The organism is Aeromonas sp. R5-3, from assembly GCF_040908225.1.
Taxonomy (GTDB): Bacteria; Pseudomonadota; Gammaproteobacteria; order Enterobacterales; family Aeromonadaceae; genus Aeromonas; species Aeromonas dhakensis.
In genome coordinates this window covers 49,985-69,248 of sequence record NZ_JBFODH010000024.1, presented here as the reverse complement: position 1 = coordinate 69,248, position 19,264 = coordinate 49,985, and the positions used below count along the sequence as shown (strand labels likewise).

Here is a 19,264-nt window from a genome sequence, read left to right as displayed (position 1 = left end):
TATATCAGCCGGCAGGCACCTCGCCGTCGGCGCATAACAGCGCCAATGCCAGCGACCTTGCCTGCACCAGTGCCAGCGGTTGCTGATAGCTGTGTGCCATCACCACGGCCCCCTCCAGCAACAGGCAGATGCCGGTGGCTTGCGCCTCGTGGCAATCGAGCCTGGTGCTGACCCAGTCCAGCAGCGCCTGCTTGTGCGCGACCACCAGCTTGCGAACCGGATGGCGAGGATCGGCAAACTCGGCGCTGGCGTTGATGAAGTTGCAGCCATAGAAGTCGCTGCGGCCAAACCACTCCCCGAAGCCGTCGAACAGGGCATGCAGCCGGTTCTCCCGCCCTTCCAGCCCCTGCAGGCGCGCTTCCAGCAGGGCGAAAAACTCCCGCTCGCGGGACTGCAGCACCTCCTCGATCAGGGCATCCTTGGTGGGAAAATGGCGGTAGAGGGTGCGCTTGGTACTGCCGGCCTCCGCCCAGATGCGGTCGATGCCGGTGGCGTGAAAGCCATGGCGGTTGAACAGACGGTAGGCCGTCTCCATCAGCAGCTGCCGTTTTTCGCTCATCGCGTTTTTCCCCTTGAAGTACACCGATCTGTCTACCTAATGTGCCTAATCACGGCTGACAAACCAAGAAGGAAACCGTGATGACGAGATGGTATGGCCCCTTGTGGGCAGGAGTGGGGGCGGCACTGGCGATAGGTGTGCTGGGCTGGTTGAACATCAGCTGGCATACCGCCCTGATCATGGCGCCCTTCGGGGCCAGCTGCGTGTTGCTGTTTTCCCTGCCGGCGAGCCCGCTGGCACGGCCGTGGAACGTACTCGGCGGCCATCTGCTGACGGCCACCGTCGGTTTGCTGGTACAGGAGCTGCCCCTGCCGCTGGAGCTGCAACTGGCCCTGGGCGTGGGGCTGGCCATCGCGTTGATGCAGGGGCTGGATCTGATCCACCCGCCCGCCGGCGCCAACCCCCTGCTGGTGTTGATGACGGGGCAGCAGTGGCCCTTTCTGTGGCACACGGTACTGCCCGGCGCCCTGCTGCTGATCCTGCTGGGTTACGGCTTCCAGCGGGTCAAATGGCAGCGACGGCTTGGTACCGGCTAAACAGACGAGGGAGGCCTGGGCCTCCCTCGTCGTTCATGCTGTCACCCTGGTCATTGCGCCGGTTGGGAGACCCCTTCCAGTCGCACTTCCACCCGTCGATCCGGTGCCAGACAGGCGATCAGCGCCGGTTTGGAGCCGCCGCTGCAGTTGTTGCCGGTGACCGGTGAGGACTTGCCACGCCCCTCGACCCGCACCTTGTCGGCAAACAGCCCCTTGGCAATCAGATAGTCTGCCACGCTGCGGGCGCGCTGCTCGGAGAGCGCCTGGTTGTAGGCGTCAGAGCCGATGCGATCGGTGTGGCCGATCACGGTCGCCACCCCGTCTTTCGGATTGGCCGCCACTATCTGGCTGAACAGATTGTCGAGCGCCTGGCTGGCAGCCGGCTTCAGGGTCGCCTTGTTGAACTCGAACAGCACGTCCGAGCTCAGGCTGAAGGTTTTGGGCACCACCACCACGGCGGGAGCAGGTGTCGCCGCCGGGGCCGGCGCGGGCGCCACCACCTCGTCACCCTGCTGGCCGAAGCGATAGAGCATGGCGAAGGCCAGCAGGCCGTTGTCCATCTCGATGCCTGACTCCTCGGGAGAGGTCTTGCCAAGCGGCGTTGTGTATTGATATTCGAGACGAGCTGCCCAATCACGATCGATCGCGTATTCAATGCCCAACGCGCCCACAAATGCGGCACCATGATATTTGTGCCCCTTGCTATCGAATGAGAGATCGTTGGCCGGATTGGCGGAGTCTCTATACCACCCGGAATAAGCGCTCTCGGTCCAGGCATAAGCCCCCCCCAGCCTGCCATACACATCCAGCACCGGGGTTGCCGGCAGGCTCATTTTCATCGTGGCCTGCACCATCTGCGCCTTGGCTTCGCCATTCAGCCCGGCAGACTGGCTACCCTGTGATACCGTCTTGTCCAGTTTGTACTTGCCCAGCCAGTCATAGCCCAGCTCGAAACCCAGATTGGGATTGAGCTGGTAACCGACAAATGCCCCCACGCCAAGATCACTGTGCTTCTTGTCTGGTTCAACAAGGTCGACAACGGCTTTGACCTGCTCGTTGTAGTCCACACCGTAAAAATTGGACCAGCCGGCCTTGCCGCCGACGTACCAGGTGTTGTCCTGAGCGGCAGCCTGCACGGCCCCGCTGACGAGCAGGCCACTGACCAGCACGGCAAGTATCGATTTGTTCATGGTAAAAGCCTCTGCAATGAGTCGTGATGGGCGCTCTTGCGCCTCTCTTCCCTGATGGGGCAAACCCGGCCCCGCCCATCAGGTTATCCCATCTGTTGTCAGCCTCAAATGACTTGGGACTCAAGAGTGTGAAGCGCCCGGCATTCCCGGCAGCAAAAACGCCCCATGCAGGGGTATCCACGGGTGCGCCGGCAACACCATGAAAAAGGGAGGCCGATGGCCTCCCTCTTGTTGCTTGCAACGCACCTAGCTGGCCAAAAACAGCCGGTAGGCGGGGTCGTCGCTCACCTCTTTCCAGCCGTAACCAATCTCGTGCAGGTAGTCGTGGAAGGCGGCCACGTCCTCGTCCGGCAGCTCGAAGGCGCACAGCACCCGGCCGTAGTCAGCACCGTGGTTGCGGTAGTGGAACAGGCTGATGTTCCAGCGACAGCCGAGGGTCTCGAGGAAGCGCATCAAAGCGCCAGGCTGCTCCGGAAACTTGAAGCTGTAGAGACGTTCACCGAGGGGCCGGGCCGGGCGGCCGCCAATCATGTAGCGCACGTGATTCTTGGCCAGCTCGCTCTCGGTCATATTGACCACCGGATAGCCGTTGCCGCCGAGCTGATCGATGATCTGGCCGAGCTCTTCGTCACCGCCGGTGAGGCGCACCGAGACGAACAGCGACGCCTGCTCGGCATCGGCGTAGCGATAGTTGAACTCGGTCACCATGCGGGGCCCGAGCTGACGGCAGAAGTCGAGGAAGGCCCCCTTGCGCTCGGGGATGGTCACCGCCAGCATGCCCTCACGCTTCTCGCCGATCTCGCAGCGCTCCGACACGTAGCGCAGGCTGTGGAAGTTGACGTTGGCGCCGGACAAAATGGCCGCCATCCGCCCCCCTTTGACCTGCTCCCGCTCGCTGTAGGCCTTGAGGCCGGCCAGCGACAGGGCCCCCGACGGCTCGGCGATGGCGCGGCAGTCGTCGAAGATGTCTTTCAGTGCGGCGCAGATCTGGTCGTTGGAGACGGTCACCACTTCGTCCAGATACTGGTTGCACAGGCGGAAGGTCTCCTCGCCGATGCGCTTGACCGCCACCCCGTCCGCAAACAGCGAGACCCGCTCCAGATTGACCGGCTCGCCAGCCGCCAGCGCGGCCTTGAGGCAGGCAGAGCCCTCCGCCTCCACCCCGATCACCTTCACATCCGGCAACAGCTGCTTGATGTAGACCGCCACCCCGGCAGCCAACCCGCCGCCGCCCACCGGTACGAAGACGTGGGTGAGGTGGGTATCCTGCTCCAGCAGCTCCTTGCCGATGGTGCCCTGCCCGGCGATCACCTCGACGTCGTCAAACGGCGGGATCAGGGTGTAGCCCTCCAACTCGGCGAGGCGGCGACTCTCGCCATAGGCCTCGTCGAAGCTGTTGCCAAACAGCATGACGTTGCCGCCCTGCCGGCGCACCGCATCGATCTTGATGTCCGGCGTGGTCTTGGGCATCACGATGATCGCCTTGATGCCGAGCTTGGCGGCCGACAGGGCGACCCCCTGGGCGTGGTTGCCGGCGGAGGCGGCGATGACGCCGCGCGCCTTCTGCTCCTCGGTCAGAGTGGCGATCTTGTGGTAGGCGCCGCGCAGCTTGAAGGAGTGGACCGGTTGCAGGTCCTCCCGCTTCAGGCTGACGTGATTGCCGAGCCGCTCGGAGAGTTTCTTCAGGGTTTGCAGGGGGGTGACCCGCGCCGCCTCGTAGACGGGGGAGAGCAGCACCTTGCGTAGATAATCCGCTGCAGAGACCATGATTTATTCCCCCAGCATCGAGCGATCGCGCCACATCAACCCTTTGTCGGCGCAAAGACCGACCAGTCGGGTCGACTGCTCATAGTTCATATTGGAATTCATCTTTATTCCCCCAACAGGGTGCGATCGCGCACCGCACCTTTATCGGCGCTGGTGGCGAACATGGCGTAGGCGCGCAGGGCAAAGGAGACCTGACGCTGGCGATCGAGCGGCTTCCAGCCACGGGCTTCGACGGCGACGCGGCGGGCAGCCAGCACGCTGTCGGCCACCTCCAGCACCATGCTGCGAGCCGGGATGTCGATGTTGATGATGTCGCCATCCTCCACCAGACCGATAGTGCCGCCGGAGGCCGCCTCCGGCGAAACGTGGCCGATGGAGAGGCCCGAGGTGCCGCCGGAGAAGCGGCCATCGGTGATCAGCGCGCATGCCTTGCCGAGTCCCATGGATTTCAGATAGGTGGTGGGGTAGAGCATCTCCTGCATGCCGGGGCCCCCTTTCGGGCCCTCGTAGCGGATCACCACCACTTCACCGGCCTTGACGGTGCCATCCAGAATGCCGACGACCGCCGTGTCCTGGCTCTCGAATACCCGGGCCGGGCCGCGGAAGGTGAGGTTCTCCTCATCCACCCCGGCGGTCTTGACGATGGCACCATTCAGCGCCAGGTTGCCGGCGAGCACGGCCAGGCCCCCCTCCAGGCTGTAAGCGTTGTCCAGCGAACGGATGCAGCCCTCGGTGCGGTCCAGATCCAGCTCCGGCCAGCGGCAATCCTGGCTGAACGCCTTGGTGGTGCGGATGCCGGCCGGGCCGGCGCGGTAGAAGTCCACCACCTCCTGACTGGGCTGGCGGCTGACGTCATACTCGGCCAGCAGCTCCACCAGCGAGGTGCCCAGCACGTTGCGGGCGTCGCCGTGCACCAGACCCGCTTTCTCCAGCTGGCCCAGGATGGCGATGACGCCACCGGCGCGGTGCACGTCTTCCATGTGATATTTCTGGGTAGAGGGCGCCACCTTGCACAGCTGGGGCACCTTGCGCGACATGCGGTCGATGTCGGCCATGGTGAAGTCGACGCCCGCCTCCTGGGCCGCCGCCAGCAGGTGCAGCACGGTATTGGTGGAGCCGCCCATGGCGATGTCGAGCGCCATGGCATTCTCGAACGCCGCCTTGGTGGCGATGTTGCGCGGCAGGGCACTCGCATCATCTTGTTCATACCAGCGCTTGGCCAGGGTCACGATGCGCTGGCCCGCCAGCTTGAACAGCTGCTCGCGATCGCTGTGGGTCGCCAGCAGCGAGCCGTTGCCCGGTTGGGAGAGACCCAGCGCCTCGGTCAGACAGTTCATGGAGTTGGCGGTGAACATGCCGGAGCAGGAGCCGCAGGTGGGGCAGGCACTGCGCTCCACCTGTTCGCTCTGGGCGTCGGAGACCTTGGGGTCGGCGCCCTGGATCATGGCGTCCACCAGATCCAGCTTGATGATCTGGTCGGAGAGCTTGGTCTTGCCCGCTTCCATGGGGCCGCCGGAGACGAAGATCACCGGGATGTTGATGCGCAGGGCGGCCATCAGCATCCCCGGGGTGATCTTGTCGCAGTTGGAGATGCAGACCATGGCGTCGGCGCAGTGGGCGTTGACCATGTACTCCACCGAGTCGGCGATAAGCTCGCGCGATGGCAGGGAGTAGAGCATGCCACCGTGGCCCATGGCGATGCCGTCATCCACGGCGATGGTGTTGAACTCCTTGGCCACCCCGCCGGCGGCTTCGATCTCGCGCGCCACCAGCTGGCCCAGATCCTTGAGGTGGACGTGGCCCGGCACGAACTGGGTGAAGGAGTTGACCACGGCGATGATGGGCTTGCCGAAATCCTGATCGGTCATGCCGGTGGCACGCCAGAGGGCGCGGGCCCCGGCCATGTTACGTCCGTGGGTGGTGGTGGCGGATCTCAACTTCGGCATTGTCTCTACTCCCTGAATGCCCAGCGGGCTCATTATCTTTGGAAATGAAAAAGTGACTCTCGGATCGGGAATCGATCCTGGTGAGGGCACCGCGCAGTGCCCTCACCGGAAGCGACTCGGGGAGGCACATCGCCTCCCCTCATTTGTCAGTCAGCCACCGGGGTCAACCAGCCCCACTTGTCTTCGGTCTGGCCGTTGAACAGGCCGAAGAAGGCGTTCTGCAGCTGCTCGGTCACCGGACCGCGGCAACCGGCACCTACCTGCATGCGATCGACGGAGCGCACCGGGGTCACCTCGGCTGCCGTGCCGGTCATGAAGATCTCGTCTGCGACATACAGGGCCTCACGGGGCAGCGCCTGCTCGCGCACCTCGTAACCCAGATCGCGGGCCAGCGTCATGATGGTGTCGCGGGTGATACCGGGCAGGATGGCGGCGGTAGCGGGCGGGGTGAACAGCACGCCGTTCTTCACCAGGAACAGGTTCTCCCCCGCCCCTTCGCTCAGGTAACCGTTCACGTCCAGCGCCAGCCCCTCGGCGAAGCCGTTGCGCTTGGCCTCGCGGCTGATCAGCTGGGAGGAGAGATAGTTGCCGCCCGCCTTGGCGCCGGTGGGAATGGTGTTGGGAGCGAGCCGGTTCCAGGAGGTGACGCATACATCCACCCCGTTCTTCAGTCCCTCTTCCCCCAGATAGGCGCCCCAGGGAATGGCCGCAACGATCACGTCGGCCTTGGCATCCTTGGGAGGATGCAGGCCAAGGCCCACGTTACCGATGAAAGCCAGCGGGCGCAGGTAGCCGCTTTTCAGGCCGTTCTCGCGCACCACGGTGCGGCAGGCCTCATTGATCTCGGCCTCGTTGTAGGGAACCTCCATCCAGTAGATCTTGGCGGAGTCGAACAGGCGGCGGGTGTGCTCCTGCAAACGGAAGATGCAGGTCCCCTTGGGGGTGTCGTAGGCGCGAACCCCCTCAAACACCGAGGAGCCGTAGTGCAGGGCGTGGCTCATCACGTGCACCTGGGCATCCTGCCAGGGCACCAGTTTGCCGTTGAACCAGATGTATTGCGGGTGAGTGGCGGATTGGGAAGGCTGTGACATTGGCTTGGCTCCTTAAGCTCTGATCCGGGGTTGCTGTTCCAGTGCATCGACCCGGGAGACGTCCACCAGCTTGACCAGCTGGCTCCACAACTGCTGGATGGGACGCACCGACTCGACAGTAACCGTGATCCGCAGTTGTTGGCAATCCTGCTCCATGTTGAGGGCGCAGAGGTTGAAACCGCGGTGACGCACCACCCGCAGCACCCGCTCCATCACTTCGGGTCTGGGCTGGGCATGGATTTGCAAGGTATTGAACTGACTCATGGGCGTTGCTCCATCATCTGGTGGTTGGCGACTCCTGGCGGAACCAGGGGCCAGACGTTTTCTTCCTCTGAAATGGCCACATGCAGCAGATAGGCGCTCTCACTCGCCAGCAGGCGGTCAAGGGCCGGGGCTATCTCCTCCTTGCATGTGATGGTCTCGCCCGGAATGCCGAAGGCGGCGGCCAGGGCGACGAAATCGGGGTTGTCGGAGAGGATGGTCTCGCTGTAGCGGCCGTCGAAGAACAGCTCCTGCCACTGGCGCACCATGCCGAGGCGCTGGTTGTCCAGCAGCACCATCTTCACCTTGAGCTGGGCGCGGCGGATGGTGCCGAGCTCCTGCACGTTCATCATGAAAGAGCCGTCGCCGCTCACCAGCACCACTTCATCTTCCGGGCGCGACATCTTGGCGCCGATGGCGGCCGGCAGACCAAAGCCCATGGTACCGAGGCCGGCGCTGGAGAGGTGGTTGCGCGGGCTGGTGAAGCGCATGTGCTGGGCCACCCACATCTGGTGCTGACCGACGTCGCAGGCCACCACACTGCTCTCCGGCAACCTGGCGGAGAGCTGCTTGAGCAGCGCTGGGGCATAGATGGGCTGGCCGGGATGGTCGTAGCGGAAGGCGTACTCGCGGGCCATGTTCGCGCAGTGCTCACGCCAGGGCTCGATGGCCAACGTCATGGCGAGGTGCGGCAGCACCTGTTTCAGATCCTGGGTGATGCCCACTTCGGCGGCGCGGCGCTTGCCGAACTCGGCGGCATCCACATCGAGATGGATGACTTTTGCCTCGGGGGCGAACTCCTCCAGCTTGCCGGTCACCCGATCATCGAAACGGGCACCCACCACCAGCAGCAGGTCGCACTGCTGCACCGCATAGTTGGCGGCCTTGGTGCCGTGCATGCCGAGCATGCCCAGATAAACGGGGCTGTCGGGGTCGAGCGCGCCTATTCCCTTGAGGGTGGTGACCGCAGGCATGCCGGTGGCGGCAGCAAAGTTGCGCAGCTGCTGCTCGGCGTTGGCCATCCCCACCCCGCCGCCGACGTAGAGCACCGGGCGCTCGGCGGCGGCCAGCAGGGTGCGAGCGGCCGTCAGCTCGGCCGGATTGAGATGCTCGGGCTCCGCTACCGCAAACAGCGGGCTCTGGGCCGGCACTGCGGCCAGTTGCACGTCCTTGGGCAGATCGATCAATACCGGGCCGGGGCGCCCTTCACTGGCGATGGCGAAAGCCTCGGCAATCACCTGAGGCAAATCCGCCACGTCCGTCACCATAAAGGAGTGCTTGGTGCAGGAGAGAGACATACCGAGCACGTCCACTTCCTGGAACGCATCGGTCCCCACGGCGGCGCAGGGCACCTGACCGCTGATGGCCACCAGCGGTACCGAGTCGAGCAGCGCCTCCGCGAGGCCAGTCACCAGGTTGGTGGCCCCCGGGCCCGAGGTGGCGATGCAGACCCCCACCTGACCGGAGGCGCGGGCATACCCCACCGCCGCCATGGCGGCCCCCTGCTCGTGGCGGCAGAGCTGGTGCGCCAGACCGCCGTCATACAGGGCATCGTAGACCGGCATGATGGCCCCGCCCGGGTAACCAAACACCTGGGTCACACCCTGTTTCTTGAGAGCCTGTACCAAAAACTGCGCGCCGTTCATCTGGAAAATCCTGTCCTTTGGTCGAAAAAAAACCCCCGGGCCGTGAGGCTCGGGGGTCGCTTGTTTCGTTCTGTCCGGTGGTGGGTCTATCCCTTGTTCCGTGCAGCTAAACGAGCCCCGAGCGGTGAGATAATAATCACCACTAGGACCACAATAATGCTGACGAAACGGGAGGCCATGTTCATAGTTACAACCGGAAATCCTGTGAAATTGGGGCGGTTTTTACCGCGAATGGCTATTAGAACTAGCACGGTGAATTTTATTGGGCAAGCGTTTTTTGCCTGACAAGACTCTGATTTTCACTGAGTCCAATCGCGTCAGTTGGAACAAAAAACTAATAAAAAACGGTTAACCAGCATATACATCAAACCAAGGACGGGATTTATGTCATTAGCTGTGGTTTATAGCCGTGCCAGCCTGGGAATAGCGGCCCCGCAAGTCACGGTGGAAGTGCACCTCTCCAACGGTCTGCCCGCCTTCAACATGGTGGGCCTGCCGGAAACCTCGGTGAAGGAGTCGCGGGATCGGGTGCGCAGCGCCCTGCTCAACGGCAATTTCGAGTTCCCGAGCAAGCACATCACGGTCAATCTGGCCCCCGCCGATCTGCCCAAGGAGGGGGGCCGTTTCGATCTGGCCATCGCCATCGGCATTCTCGCCGCTTCCAAGCAGATACCCGCAAAATACCTGCTTGATCACGAATTTTTAGGCGAGCTGGCCCTGACCGGCGAGATCCGCCCCGTGCTCGGTGTGCTGCCCGCCGTGCTCGCCTGCCGGGACGCGGGGCGCACCCTGCTGGTACCGCGGGAGAACGGCCCCGAGGCCTCGCTGATCCAGGACGCCGAAGTGCGCACCGCCCATCAGTTGCTGGCCGTCACCGCCTGGCTGGCGGGTCAATACGAGCTGCCGATGCCGGCCCCCCAGAGCGCGGAGAGCCTGCCAGACGTGCCGGATCTGCAGGATGTGATCGGCCAATCCCAGGCCAAGCGGGCGCTGGAGATCGCCGCCGCCGGCAGCCACAACCTGCTGTTCATCGGCCCGCCCGGCACCGGCAAGAGCATGCTGGCCAGCCGCTTGCCCGGCATTCTGCCACCGCTGAGCGAACAGGAGGCACAGCAGACCGCCGCCATCCACTCCATCGGCGGCCTCACCCCTCGGGCCGGTCACTGGCATCACAGGCCCTATCGCACGCCGCACCACAGCGCCTCGGCGGTGGCGCTGGTGGGGGGTGGCAGCCACCCGCGGCCCGGTGAAATATCCCTGGCCCACAACGGGGTGCTGTTTCTGGATGAACTGCCGGAGTTCGAGCGCAAGGTGCTCGACTCCCTGCGCGAGCCGCTGGAAACGGGCCACATCACCATCAGCCGGGCCGCCCGCCAGGTGGATTTTCCCGCCCGCTTCCAGCTGGTCGGCGCCATGAACCCCAGCCCCTGCGGCCACTATGGCGATGGCCAGACCCGCTCCAGCCCGGATCAGATCCTGCGCTACCTCGGCAAGCTCTCCGGCCCCTTTCTCGACCGCTTCGACTTGACGGTGGAGGTGCCGCTGCTGCCCAAGGGGAGCCTGACCGGCAAGGCCGAGCGGGGGGAGTCGAGCCAGCAGATCCGCGAGCGGGTGCTGGGCGCGCGGGAGCGCATGCTGAGCCGCAACGGCAAGCTCAACAATTTGCTTGATAGTCGTGAAATCGAAGAAATTTGCCGATTATCGCCGCAGGATGCCGAGTTTCTGGAGAACGCCATCCAGAAGCTTGGGCTCAGCATCCGGGCCTGGCACCGCATCCTGCGGGTATCGCGCACCATCGCCGATCTGGCGGGGCACGCCGCCATCGAAAGAGAGCACCTGATTGAGGCGCTCGGCTATCGGGCAATGGATCGGCTGCTGTCACGGCTGCGCAGCGGCTGATGGGTCGCAAGCGCACCTGGCGGCCCTGCATGGTCTCGCGGGCCATCGGCTGATATTATGGCCACAGATCTGACCACTTGATGGCCCTTTATCGACAGCAAGACGGACCCGACCCATGCCCAACAAGCTGATTGAGCGACTGCGCGGCAGCCTCTCGACCCTGCTCTATTTTCTCAACACCCTGTTCTGGTTTATCCCGATCCTCTCGCTGGGCCTGCTCAAGCTGGTGCTGCCCCTCAAGGGCTGGCGCACCTTCTGCAATGCCCTGCTGGATGGCAGCGCCGGCTGCTGGATCGGTTTCAACAACCTGATCCAGAAAACCATCATCAGAACCCCTTTCGATGTGGTCGGAGTGGACAAAGGGCACCGGAATGAGTGGTATATGGTGATTGCCAACCATCAATCCTGGGTCGACATACTGGTACTGCAGCGGGTTTTTAACCAAAAAATTCCCTTCCTGAAGTTTTTCCTCAAGAAAGAGCTGATTTGGGTACCTTTTCTCGGTCTGGCATGGTGGGCGCTCGACTTCCCCTTCATGCGGCGATATTCCAGGAAATTTCTGGAAAAGCATCCCCATCTGAAGGGAAAAGACATAGAGACAACCCGTAAAGCCTGTGCCCGGTTCCGCCACATTCCAGTGAGCGTGATGAACTTTGTCGAGGGCACTCGCTTCACCGCCCGCAAACACGACAAACAGGCAGCGCCCTATCGTCACCTGCTGCACCCGAGGGCTGGCGGCATTGCCTTCACCCTGGCAGCCATGGGCGATCAGCTGCACAAGCTGGTGGATGTCACCATCGCCTATCCGGGCGGCATCCCCAGCTACTGGGACTTCATGTGCGGTCGGGTCAAGGAGATCAAGGTTCGGGTCCGCTTTCTGCCGATCGAACGCAATCTGGTGGGGGATTACTTCAATGACCCCGAGTTCCAACAAGAGTTTCAGCAGTGGTTGAACGGGATCTGGCACGAGAAGGACCAGACCCTGAACCAGCTGCTGGCAGACAAGACACCCCAAACTACGCCATGCTAAGCCTGCTCCCGGGTCCGCTGGTGCTGCTCATCAGCACCAGCCTGACCATACTGTTTACCGCCCTGTGCGCCAGCCTGATCCTGCTGGTGTCGCTGGTCAAACTGCTGCCCGTTCCGCCCCTGGCCCGTGCCTGCAGCCGGCTCAACAACCGCTTCATGCGGCTGTGGCTGGCCTGCAACGCCCTGGTGATCCGCCTCACCACCCGCATCGACTGGCAGGTGGAGGACGACACCCGGCTGCGCAAGGATGGCTGGTATCTCATCATCAGCAACCACATGAGCTGGACCGACATAGTCGTGCTCGGCCACCTGTTTCGCGACCGGCTGCCGGTGCCCAAGTTCTTCATGAAGCACGAGCTCATCTACATACCGCTGCTGGGGCTGGCCTGCTGGGGGCTGGACATGCCCTTTATGCGTCGCTACTCACGGGAGTTCTTGCTACGCAACCCGCATCTGCGGGGCAAGGATATCGAGACCACCCGCAACGCCTGCGAGCAGTTTCGCCACATCCCCACCACCGTCATCAACTTCGTGGAGGGGACCCGCTTCACTGAGCAGAAACGGGACGCATCACGCTCCCGATACCAGCATCTGATGCCGCCCAAGGCGGCGGGGCTGGCCTTCACCCTGGCGGCCATGGGGGAGCAGTTCGACAGCCTGATCAACGTCACCATCAGCTATCCGGACAACGTCGAGACCCCCTTCAAGGACTTCCTGATGGGGCGGATGAAGCGCATCCGGGTACGAATCGAGGAGCTGCCGGTGGACGAGCAGCTGGTGGGGGATTACTTCAATGACAAGCAGTTCAAGCGCGGCTTCCAGGAGTGGCTGAACCAGCGCTGGCAGGAGAAGGACGCCGTGCTGGCGCAGTGGCAGGCGGCCGATGCGGCGGCTCAGACCGAGCAGCAGGCAGCCGAGGCGAGCGCCGAGGCCAGCTCGGGCAGCTGATCCTCGCTGAACACGGCGATGCCGTGGCGGCGCAGCAGGGCAGTGGTCATGCCCTCGCCCGCCACGGACTGCCCCTCGAAGCGGCCGTTGTAGATGCGGCCGCTGCCACAGGAGGGGCTCCCCTCCTTGAGCAGAGCGAAGCGAATGCCCTGCTGCTGACAAGTCGCCAGCGCCAGCGCGGCGCCACGGGCAAACTCCGCCGTCACATCCAGCCCGCTTGCGGTCATCACTAGCTCCCCTTGCCGCTCGGCAGGGGGGCGCGGCGTCGGCAGGCCGCCCGCCACCTCGGGACAGAAGGCCAATGCCCGCCCCTCGGCCCCCAGCGTCTGCAGCCAGTCGCTGACGATGCCCTTGCTCTGGCCGTCGTAACGAACCGGCTGACCCAGCAAGCAGGCACTCACCAGTACCTTGTGCACGCTGGTCTCACTCATGCTTTGCTCCCCCGCAGGCTAAAACCTGGGCCCTCGTAGCGCAACGAACATGGACCCAGCAGACAGGCGCTTACCAATACCTTGTGCACACCCGCACCACTCATGCTTCCGCTCCGTGCATCACCTGATCGAACATCACGCAGCAGGGGCTCTCCAGCCGGTAGAGGATGGCGGGACGCTGCTTGCCGGTGCGCTTGCGGCCGGTGTCCACCAGGATATCGGCGCGATGGATGCGCTTGCGAAAGGCGGCCGTGTTCATCGGGGTCTGCAGGATGATTTCGAAGGCCCGCTGCACCTCGGAGAGGGTGAACTCGGCCCCCAGCAGTTGCAGCGGCAGGGTGCTGTAACGGCTCTTGATGCGCAGTCGCTCCAGCCCTCTGGCGATCAGCTGGGTGTGGTCGAAGGCGAGACTGAGCCCCGGCAGGGCTGCAAGCGGGTGCCAACAGCCGTGGAGAACCTCCACCTCGGGATCCACCAGACAGAGGTAGACCAGGGTGGTGGACCAGCCACGGGGATCCCGCTCCAGGTTGCCCAGGGTGCAGACCTGCTCGCTGTAGCAGTGGCCCAGCCCCCATTCGGTCAGCAGGCGATGGCGAGCCGCGTCCAGATCCCGATCCCGGGTCTCGTCGATGCGCAGGGCCGGCAGTTGCCAGCAGTGGGCAAAGGGCGGGCGATCGCGGGTCTCCAGCAGCAGCTCGAGCCGCTCCTCGTTCAACCGCAGCACCACCATATCCAGACTCATTCTCAACATGCCGATCGCCCTGCTCGCCTTCGATTAATGTTTGGTAGATAATATCACACGAATAGTATGTGCAGGAGCCACTCAATGGGAACCGTCGCCAGCCTGGATATTGATGCGCAGAAGGGGTTTACCCCCCTCTGCCCGAACGAACTGCCCGTCGCGGGCGGGGATGATATTGTGGCTGCGCTCAACGCTCAGGCCACCCTCGCCAGCCTGCGGGTCGGCAGCAAGGATTCACACCCGGCCAACGCCGCCTGGGCCGTCAGCGACCCTGCCGGCATGCTGCTGCCGCTGGATATGCCCAACGCCGACCTCACCTGGCCGGTGCACTGCGTGCCGGGCACTCGCGGCTTCGAACTGCTCGACGGCCTGCCGGCCCCGGTCGATTACGACTTCTTCGTCTGGAAGGGGGTCGAGCCGGATCTGCACCCCTACGGCACCTGCTTCCACGATCTGGCCGAGCGCCGCAGCACCGGGCTCATCGAGTTCCTGCAGTCCCGCGGCGTCACGACCGTACTGGCCGGCGGCCTCGCCACCGACTACTGCGTCAAGACCAGCGTACTGCAGCTGCGCCGCGCCGGTTTCCGGGTGATCGTCCATCTCGATGCCTGCCGTGGCATCGCCCCCGAAACGGTCGCTCAGGCCCACACCCAGATGATCGAGGCCGGCGCCGAACTGGCCCAGACCCTTGCCGATGTACAACGCCTGCTGGACGCCTGATATGCCTCCTATTCTCAACAGCCTGCTCGATACAGATGCTTACAAACTGCACATGCAGCAGGCGGTGTTCCATCGCTATCCGGATGCCGAGGTGGTGGCCGAGTTCCACAGCCGCAACGAGGAAGATCTGCTGCCCATGATGGGTCAGATTGAGGAGCAGCTGCGCCTCGCCGGCTCCCTGCGGCTGACCCGGCCCGAGCTCAACTTCCTGGCGGAGCGCCCCTTCTTTACCCCTGACTACCTCGACCACCTGCGCCGCAAGCCGCTGGATGCCTCCCTGCTCAAGGTGTTCGAGCAGGATGGTCGCATCAACGTGCGGGTCGAGGGCCCCTGGCAGGACGTGATCCTGTGGGAGATCCCGGTGCTCGCCATCATCAGCGAGATGCGCAACCGCTTCCGCTACCCCCAGTTTGGCGTCAGCCAGGCGCTGGAGCGGCTCGATCAGAAGCTCGACAAGCTGGAGCGGGAGCTGAGCCGGGAAGAGATGAGCGAATTCAACCTCATCGACTTTGGCACCCGTCGCCGCTTCTCCCTCGCGGTGCAGGATGCGGTGGTGGGTCGCCTCCAGGAGCGGCTGCCGGCGTTTCGCGGCACCAGCAACTACCTGCTGGCCCAGAAGTACGGCCTGCCGGCGGTGGGTACCCAGGCCCACGAGTGGTTCCAGGCCCATCAGCAGCTCGGCTTCCCGCTCGAGCACAGCCAGCGTGCCGCCCTCACCAGCTGGCTGGATGAGTTCACCAACCACCTCGGCATCGCGCTCACCGACTGCATCACCATGGATGCCTTCCTGCGCGACTTCGACTTCGAGCTGGCGAGCCGCTATCAGGGGCTGCGTCACGACTCCGGCGATCCCGTGGTGTGGGGCGAGAAGGCCATCAGCCACTATCAGCGGCTCGGCATCGACCCCACCGAGAAGACGCTGGTCTTCTCCGATGGCCTCAATCTCGACAAGGCCGTCGAGCTGCTGCGCCACTTCCGCGGCCGCATCAACACCAGCTTCGGTATCGGCACCAAGCTCACCTGCGATCTGCCCGGCGTCAGCCCGATGAACATCGTCTTCAAGCTGATCGAGTGCAACGGCGGCCCGGTCGCCAAGATCTCCGACAGTCCGGGCAAGACCCTGTGCCGGGACGCGGACTTCATCCGCAACCTCAAGCAGGCCTTCCACGTCGGGGTCTAACGCCTATTTTTGGGGGCGCATCTTGCGCCAGTGGCCAGTGGCCCCCTACCATTCTCTCCTCGTCAGGTCCGACTGGTGTCGGGCCTTTCTATTGCCCGAACGACAGCCCACCAAGGAGTGCACCATGACCCGCAAATGGATATTCGCCCTCACCACCCTGTTCACCAGCCTGGGCGCCATCGCCGCCGAACCGCTGCGGGTCTCCGCCATCCCGGACGAGGCCCCCACCGAGCTGCAACGCAAGTTTGCCCCGCTGGGTGACTACCTGGCCGAGAAGACCGGCCGCGAGGTGGTGTTCGTACCGGTCAACGACTACGCCGCCGTGGTCGAGGCACTGGCCGCCGGCAAGCTGGACATGGCCTGGCTCGGTGGCTTCACCTATGTGCAGGCCCATCGCCGCGCCAACAAGGTGGTGCCCCTGGTACAACGCCAGGAGGATGCCCAGTTCACCTCCAAGTTCATCGCCAATGCCGACAGCGGCATCAAGACCCTGGCCGACACCAAGGGCAAGGACTTTGCGTTCGGCTCCCCCTCCTCCACCTCCGGTCACCTGATGCCACGCCACTTCTTGGCCGAGCAGGGCATCAACCCGGAGCGTGACTTCGCCCACGTCGCCTTCTCCGGCGCCCACGACGCCACCGTCGCCTGGGTCGCCTCCGGCAAGGTGCCGGCCGGTGCGCTCAACGCCTCCGTGTGGGAAAAACTGGTGGAAGAGGGCAAGGTCGACACCGCCAAGGTCAAGGTGATCTGGACCACCCCGACCTACTTTGACTACAACTGGACCGTGCGCGGCGGCCTGGACCCGGCCCTGCAAGAGAAGATCAAGCAAGCCTTCCTCAGCCTGGATCCGGCGGTGCCCGCCCAGGCCGAGATCCTCAAGCTGCAACGCGCCAGCCGCTTCATCGAGACCAAGCCCGAGAACTACCTGGGCATCGAAGCCGCCGCCACCCAGGCCGGCCTGCTGAAGTGATCGCCGTCGCGCTGGACGGGGAAGGATTGCGGCTCGGCCAGAGCCGCATCCTGCAGCCGTTCAACCTGCAGATAGCCGCGGGCGAGTGCGTGGCCATCATAGGGCCGAGCGGTGCGGGCAAGACCAGTCTGCTGCGGCTGATCGGCACCGAGCTGCGTGGCGAGGGCAGGCTAGCCCTCTGGGAGCAGGATCCCTGGACCCTCTCCACCCGGGACCGCCAGCGGCTGCGCAGCCGGATCGGCATGGTCTGGCAGCAACCGCCGCTGCCCGCCTCCCAGCCGGTGGTGACCGCCGTGCTGGCCGGTCGGCTCGGCCAGTGGTCCCTCGGCCGCTCCTTGCTCTCCCTGCTGCGCCCCTGCGACCCAGCAGGGGCGCGGGCCGAACTGGCCCGCCTCGGCCTTGCCGACAAGTGGCAACAGCGCTGCGGCGAGCTCTCCGGTGGCCAGTTGCAGCGGGTCGGCATCGCCCGGGTGCTCTATCAGCTGCCGGACCTGATCCTGGCGGACGAGCCCGTCTCCGCCCTCGACCCCGTGCTCGCCCAGAGCAGCCTGGATGCCCTGCTGGCCCAGGCCCGCGCCCGGGGCAGCACACTCATCGCCAACCTGCATGCGGTCGAGCTGGCGCTCGGCCGCTTCCCCCGCATCATCGGCCTGCGCGAGGGGCGAGTGCAGTTCGACTGTCCGGCGACGGCCGTCACCCCGGCCATGCTGGCCGAGCTCTATGCCGGTGATGACGAGGCGGCTGCGTGTTTGAACTGACCCACCGCTGGCGCCATCCCCTGCCCTGGCTGTTGCTGCTGGTCGGCTACAGCCTGTGGCAGCAGGCCGACGGCTGGCTCGGCCTGTTCGACGGCCAGAGTTGGCGGCAGATGGGTAACTTCCTCGCCACCAGCTGGCCACCCCGTTTTGATCGGGACTTTCTCGCCCTGACCCTGACCGCGACCCTGGAGAGCCTGGCCGTCGCCACCCTGGGGCTGGCGGGCGCCCTGCTGCTCGGCGTGCCGTTTGCCCTGCTCGGCTCACGCGCCCTGTCGCTGGCCGAACTGGGCCCGATTCCCAGCCCGCTGCGCAGCGCCTTGCGGGCCCTCTCGCGCCTCGTCGCCATCGTGCTGCGCAGCCTGCCCGAGCTCATCTGGGCACTGCTGTTCGTGCGCCTGTCCGGGCTCGGGCCGCTGGCCGCCATCCTGGCCATCGCGGTCAGTTACGGCGGCATGCTGGCCAAGGTTTACAACGAGATCATGGAGAGCGGTGCCCTGCAACCGGCCCGCGCCCTGCTGCTGGGCGGCAGCGGCCGGCTGCAGGCACTCTGGTACGGCGTGCTGCCCGCGGTGCGCCAGGAGCTGCTCTCCTACACCGTTTACCGCTGGGAGTGCGCCCTGCGCGCCTCTGTCATCATGGGCTTCGTCGGCGCGGGCGGGCTCGGCCAGCAGCTCGAGCTCTCCCTGCGCATGTTTGCCGGTGGCGAGGTGGTGACCCTGCTGCTGGCCTTTATCCTGCTGGTAACCCTGGCGGATGGCCTCAGCGCCTGGTTGCGCCACAGCCGCTCCCCCGGCCTGCTGTTGCTGATCTGCCTGGGGCTGGCCGCAGCTCTCGCCCTTTATCAGCTCGACTGGCGCATGCTGAGCTTCTCCCTGAGCGGGCTGGGTTCCTTCATGGGGGAGTTTTTGCAACCGGACTGGTCATGGCCCTTCCTCAAGACGGTGGCCAGCGGCCTGCTCGATACGGTGCAGATGGCGCTGCTGAGTACCCTCTTCAGCGCCCTGCTGGCCCTGCCGCTGGCCTGCCTCGCTCGCCACTGCTGGCCGCTGCGGCTGTTGTTCAACCTGCTGCGCTCGGTACCCGAGCTCATCTTCGCCAGCCTGCTGGTGATCGCGGTCGGGCTGGGGCCGGTGGCGGGCATACTGGCGCTGACCCTGCACACCACCGGAGTGCTGGCGCGGTTGTTCGTGGAGACCCTGGAGAACGCGGATCCTGCCCCCCGCCTAGCCCTGCAGCTGAGCGGTGCCGGCCCCATTGCCAGCTTCTGGTACGGGCTGTTTCCCCTGGTCACGCGCCAGTGGCTGGCCTACAGCCTCTATCGCGGCGAGATGAACCTGAGGGCCGCCACCATACTCGGCGTGGTCGGCGCCGGCGGGCTGGGGCAGCAGCTCTATGTCTCCCTGAGCCTGTTCCGTTACGATCAGACTGCCACCCTGCTGCTGGCCATCCTGCTGCTGGTCTGGCTGGCGGAGGCCATCAGCCGCCGCACCCGCTTGCCGCGCCCGGCCCCCACTCAGCGGGATTGCCAGATTTGACGCAGGCTCCTGATAAACAAAAAGCCCGCCGGTTTGCACCGGCGGGCTTTTTTCAT

The 19,264-nt window shown here is 64.7% G+C and carries 18 protein-coding genes; 9 read left to right on the top strand and 9 right to left on the bottom strand.

All coding sequences use genetic code 11. The features are described from left to right. Positions 1 to 4: 4 nt before the first annotated feature. Positions 5 to 559 (bottom strand): TetR/AcrR family transcriptional regulator, encoded by a 555-nt coding sequence (locus AB5Y95_RS17080; RefSeq protein WP_368161654.1) that lies wholly within the window; start codon positions 557 to 559, stop codon positions 5 to 7. A gap of 137 nt (positions 560 to 696) precedes the next feature. On the opposite strand from AB5Y95_RS17080, the gene AB5Y95_RS17075 reads away from it, so the two are divergent. Continuing rightward, the gene (locus tag AB5Y95_RS17075; RefSeq protein WP_185450496.1) at positions 697 to 1,095 is read left to right on the top strand and encodes an HPP family protein; all 399 of its coding nucleotides are present in this window, start codon (positions 697 to 699) and stop codon (positions 1,093 to 1,095) included. A 50-nt stretch (positions 1,096 to 1,145) separates the two neighbouring features. Here the strand turns inward: AB5Y95_RS17075 and ompA are convergent, their stop codons facing one another. The 6 genes from ompA to ilvG form a co-directional block, all read right to left on the bottom strand. Further along, the gene (gene ompA, locus AB5Y95_RS17070; protein WP_368161653.1) at positions 1,146 to 2,285 is read right to left on the bottom strand and encodes a porin OmpA; all 1,140 of its coding nucleotides are present in this window, start codon (positions 2,283 to 2,285) and stop codon (positions 1,146 to 1,148) included. A 246-nt stretch (positions 2,286 to 2,531) separates the two neighbouring features. Next, positions 2,532 to 4,052 carry a threonine ammonia-lyase, biosynthetic gene (ilvA, locus tag AB5Y95_RS17065; RefSeq protein WP_011707857.1) on the bottom strand — a complete coding sequence of 507 codons (1,521 nt, stop codon included), beginning with the start codon at positions 4,050 to 4,052 and terminating at the stop codon, positions 2,532 to 2,534. Between the two features lie 104 nt (positions 4,053 to 4,156). Beyond that, on the bottom strand, positions 4,157 to 5,998 hold the full coding sequence (gene ilvD, locus AB5Y95_RS17060) for a dihydroxy-acid dehydratase (RefSeq protein WP_368161652.1): 1,842 nt from the start codon (positions 5,996 to 5,998) through the stop codon (positions 4,157 to 4,159). 146 nt (positions 5,999 to 6,144) lie between these two features. Then, entirely contained in the window at positions 6,145 to 7,089 is a 945-nt protein-coding gene (locus AB5Y95_RS17055) for a branched-chain amino acid transaminase (protein ID WP_010635712.1), read from the bottom strand. 12 nt (positions 7,090 to 7,101) lie between these two features. Continuing rightward, entirely contained in the window at positions 7,102 to 7,353 is a 252-nt protein-coding gene (gene ilvM / locus AB5Y95_RS17050; protein ID WP_005306810.1) for an acetolactate synthase 2 small subunit, read from the bottom strand. Then, positions 7,350 to 8,996 (bottom strand): acetolactate synthase 2 catalytic subunit, encoded by a 1,647-nt coding sequence (gene ilvG / locus AB5Y95_RS17045; protein ID WP_368161651.1) that lies wholly within the window; start codon positions 8,994 to 8,996, stop codon positions 7,350 to 7,352. Before ilvG ends, ilvM begins: the two co-directional genes overlap by 4 nt. Before the next feature lie 384 nt (positions 8,997 to 9,380). On the opposite strand from ilvG, the gene AB5Y95_RS17040 reads away from it, so the two are divergent. From AB5Y95_RS17040 to AB5Y95_RS17030, 3 genes are all read left to right on the top strand, one after another. Beyond that, entirely contained in the window at positions 9,381 to 10,895 is a 1,515-nt protein-coding gene (locus AB5Y95_RS17040) for a YifB family Mg chelatase-like AAA ATPase (protein ID WP_274181847.1), read from the top strand. A 115-nt stretch (positions 10,896 to 11,010) separates the two neighbouring features. Further along, positions 11,011 to 11,925: an acyltransferase gene (locus AB5Y95_RS17035; RefSeq protein WP_010635709.1), complete on the top strand. Its 915-nt coding sequence runs from the start codon at positions 11,011 to 11,013 to the stop codon at positions 11,923 to 11,925. Continuing rightward, positions 11,919 to 12,872: an acyltransferase gene (locus AB5Y95_RS17030; RefSeq protein WP_010635708.1), complete on the top strand. Its 954-nt coding sequence runs from the start codon at positions 11,919 to 11,921 to the stop codon at positions 12,870 to 12,872. The genes AB5Y95_RS17035 and AB5Y95_RS17030 overlap by 7 nt, the downstream gene beginning before the upstream one ends. Here AB5Y95_RS17030 and AB5Y95_RS17025 read toward each other — a convergent pair. Then, on the bottom strand, positions 12,818 to 13,303 hold the full coding sequence (locus AB5Y95_RS17025; RefSeq protein WP_368161650.1) for a DUF523 domain-containing protein: 486 nt from the start codon (positions 13,301 to 13,303) through the stop codon (positions 12,818 to 12,820). The two genes, AB5Y95_RS17030 and AB5Y95_RS17025, sit on opposite strands and share 55 nt — an antisense overlap. 100 nt (positions 13,304 to 13,403) lie before the next feature. Continuing rightward, complete coding sequence (locus AB5Y95_RS17020; RefSeq protein ID WP_005306829.1) at positions 13,404 to 14,054, bottom strand: DNA mismatch repair protein MutT; 651 nt, start codon at positions 14,052 to 14,054, stop codon at positions 13,404 to 13,406. Positions 14,055 to 14,129: 75 nt separating this feature from the next. On the opposite strand from AB5Y95_RS17020, the gene AB5Y95_RS17015 reads away from it, so the two are divergent. The 5 genes from AB5Y95_RS17015 to phnE all read left to right on the top strand — a co-directional run bounded on the left by AB5Y95_RS17015 (position 14,130) and on the right by phnE (position 19,208). Next, positions 14,130 to 14,765, top strand: coding sequence for a nicotinamidase (locus AB5Y95_RS17015; RefSeq protein ID WP_005306831.1), 636 nt, complete (start codon positions 14,130 to 14,132; stop codon positions 14,763 to 14,765). Between the two features lies 1 nt (position 14,766). Next, positions 14,767 to 15,945 carry a nicotinate phosphoribosyltransferase gene (gene pncB / locus AB5Y95_RS17010; protein WP_017781287.1) on the top strand — a complete coding sequence of 393 codons (1,179 nt, stop codon included), beginning with the start codon at positions 14,767 to 14,769 and terminating at the stop codon, positions 15,943 to 15,945. 124 nt (positions 15,946 to 16,069) lie between these two features. After that, a complete protein-coding gene (locus AB5Y95_RS17005; protein WP_042050029.1) occupies positions 16,070 to 16,915 on the top strand; it encodes a putative selenate ABC transporter substrate-binding protein in 846 nt (281 codons plus the stop codon). Then, the gene (locus AB5Y95_RS17000; protein ID WP_368161649.1) at positions 16,912 to 17,673 is read left to right on the top strand and encodes a phosphonate ABC transporter ATP-binding protein; all 762 of its coding nucleotides are present in this window, start codon (positions 16,912 to 16,914) and stop codon (positions 17,671 to 17,673) included. Before AB5Y95_RS17005 ends, AB5Y95_RS17000 begins: the two co-directional genes overlap by 4 nt. Then, complete coding sequence (gene phnE / locus AB5Y95_RS16995; protein ID WP_368161648.1) at positions 17,661 to 19,208, top strand: phosphonate ABC transporter, permease protein PhnE; 1,548 nt, start codon at positions 17,661 to 17,663, stop codon at positions 19,206 to 19,208. Before AB5Y95_RS17000 ends, phnE begins: the two co-directional genes overlap by 13 nt. Positions 19,209 to 19,264: the final 56 nt, after the last annotated feature.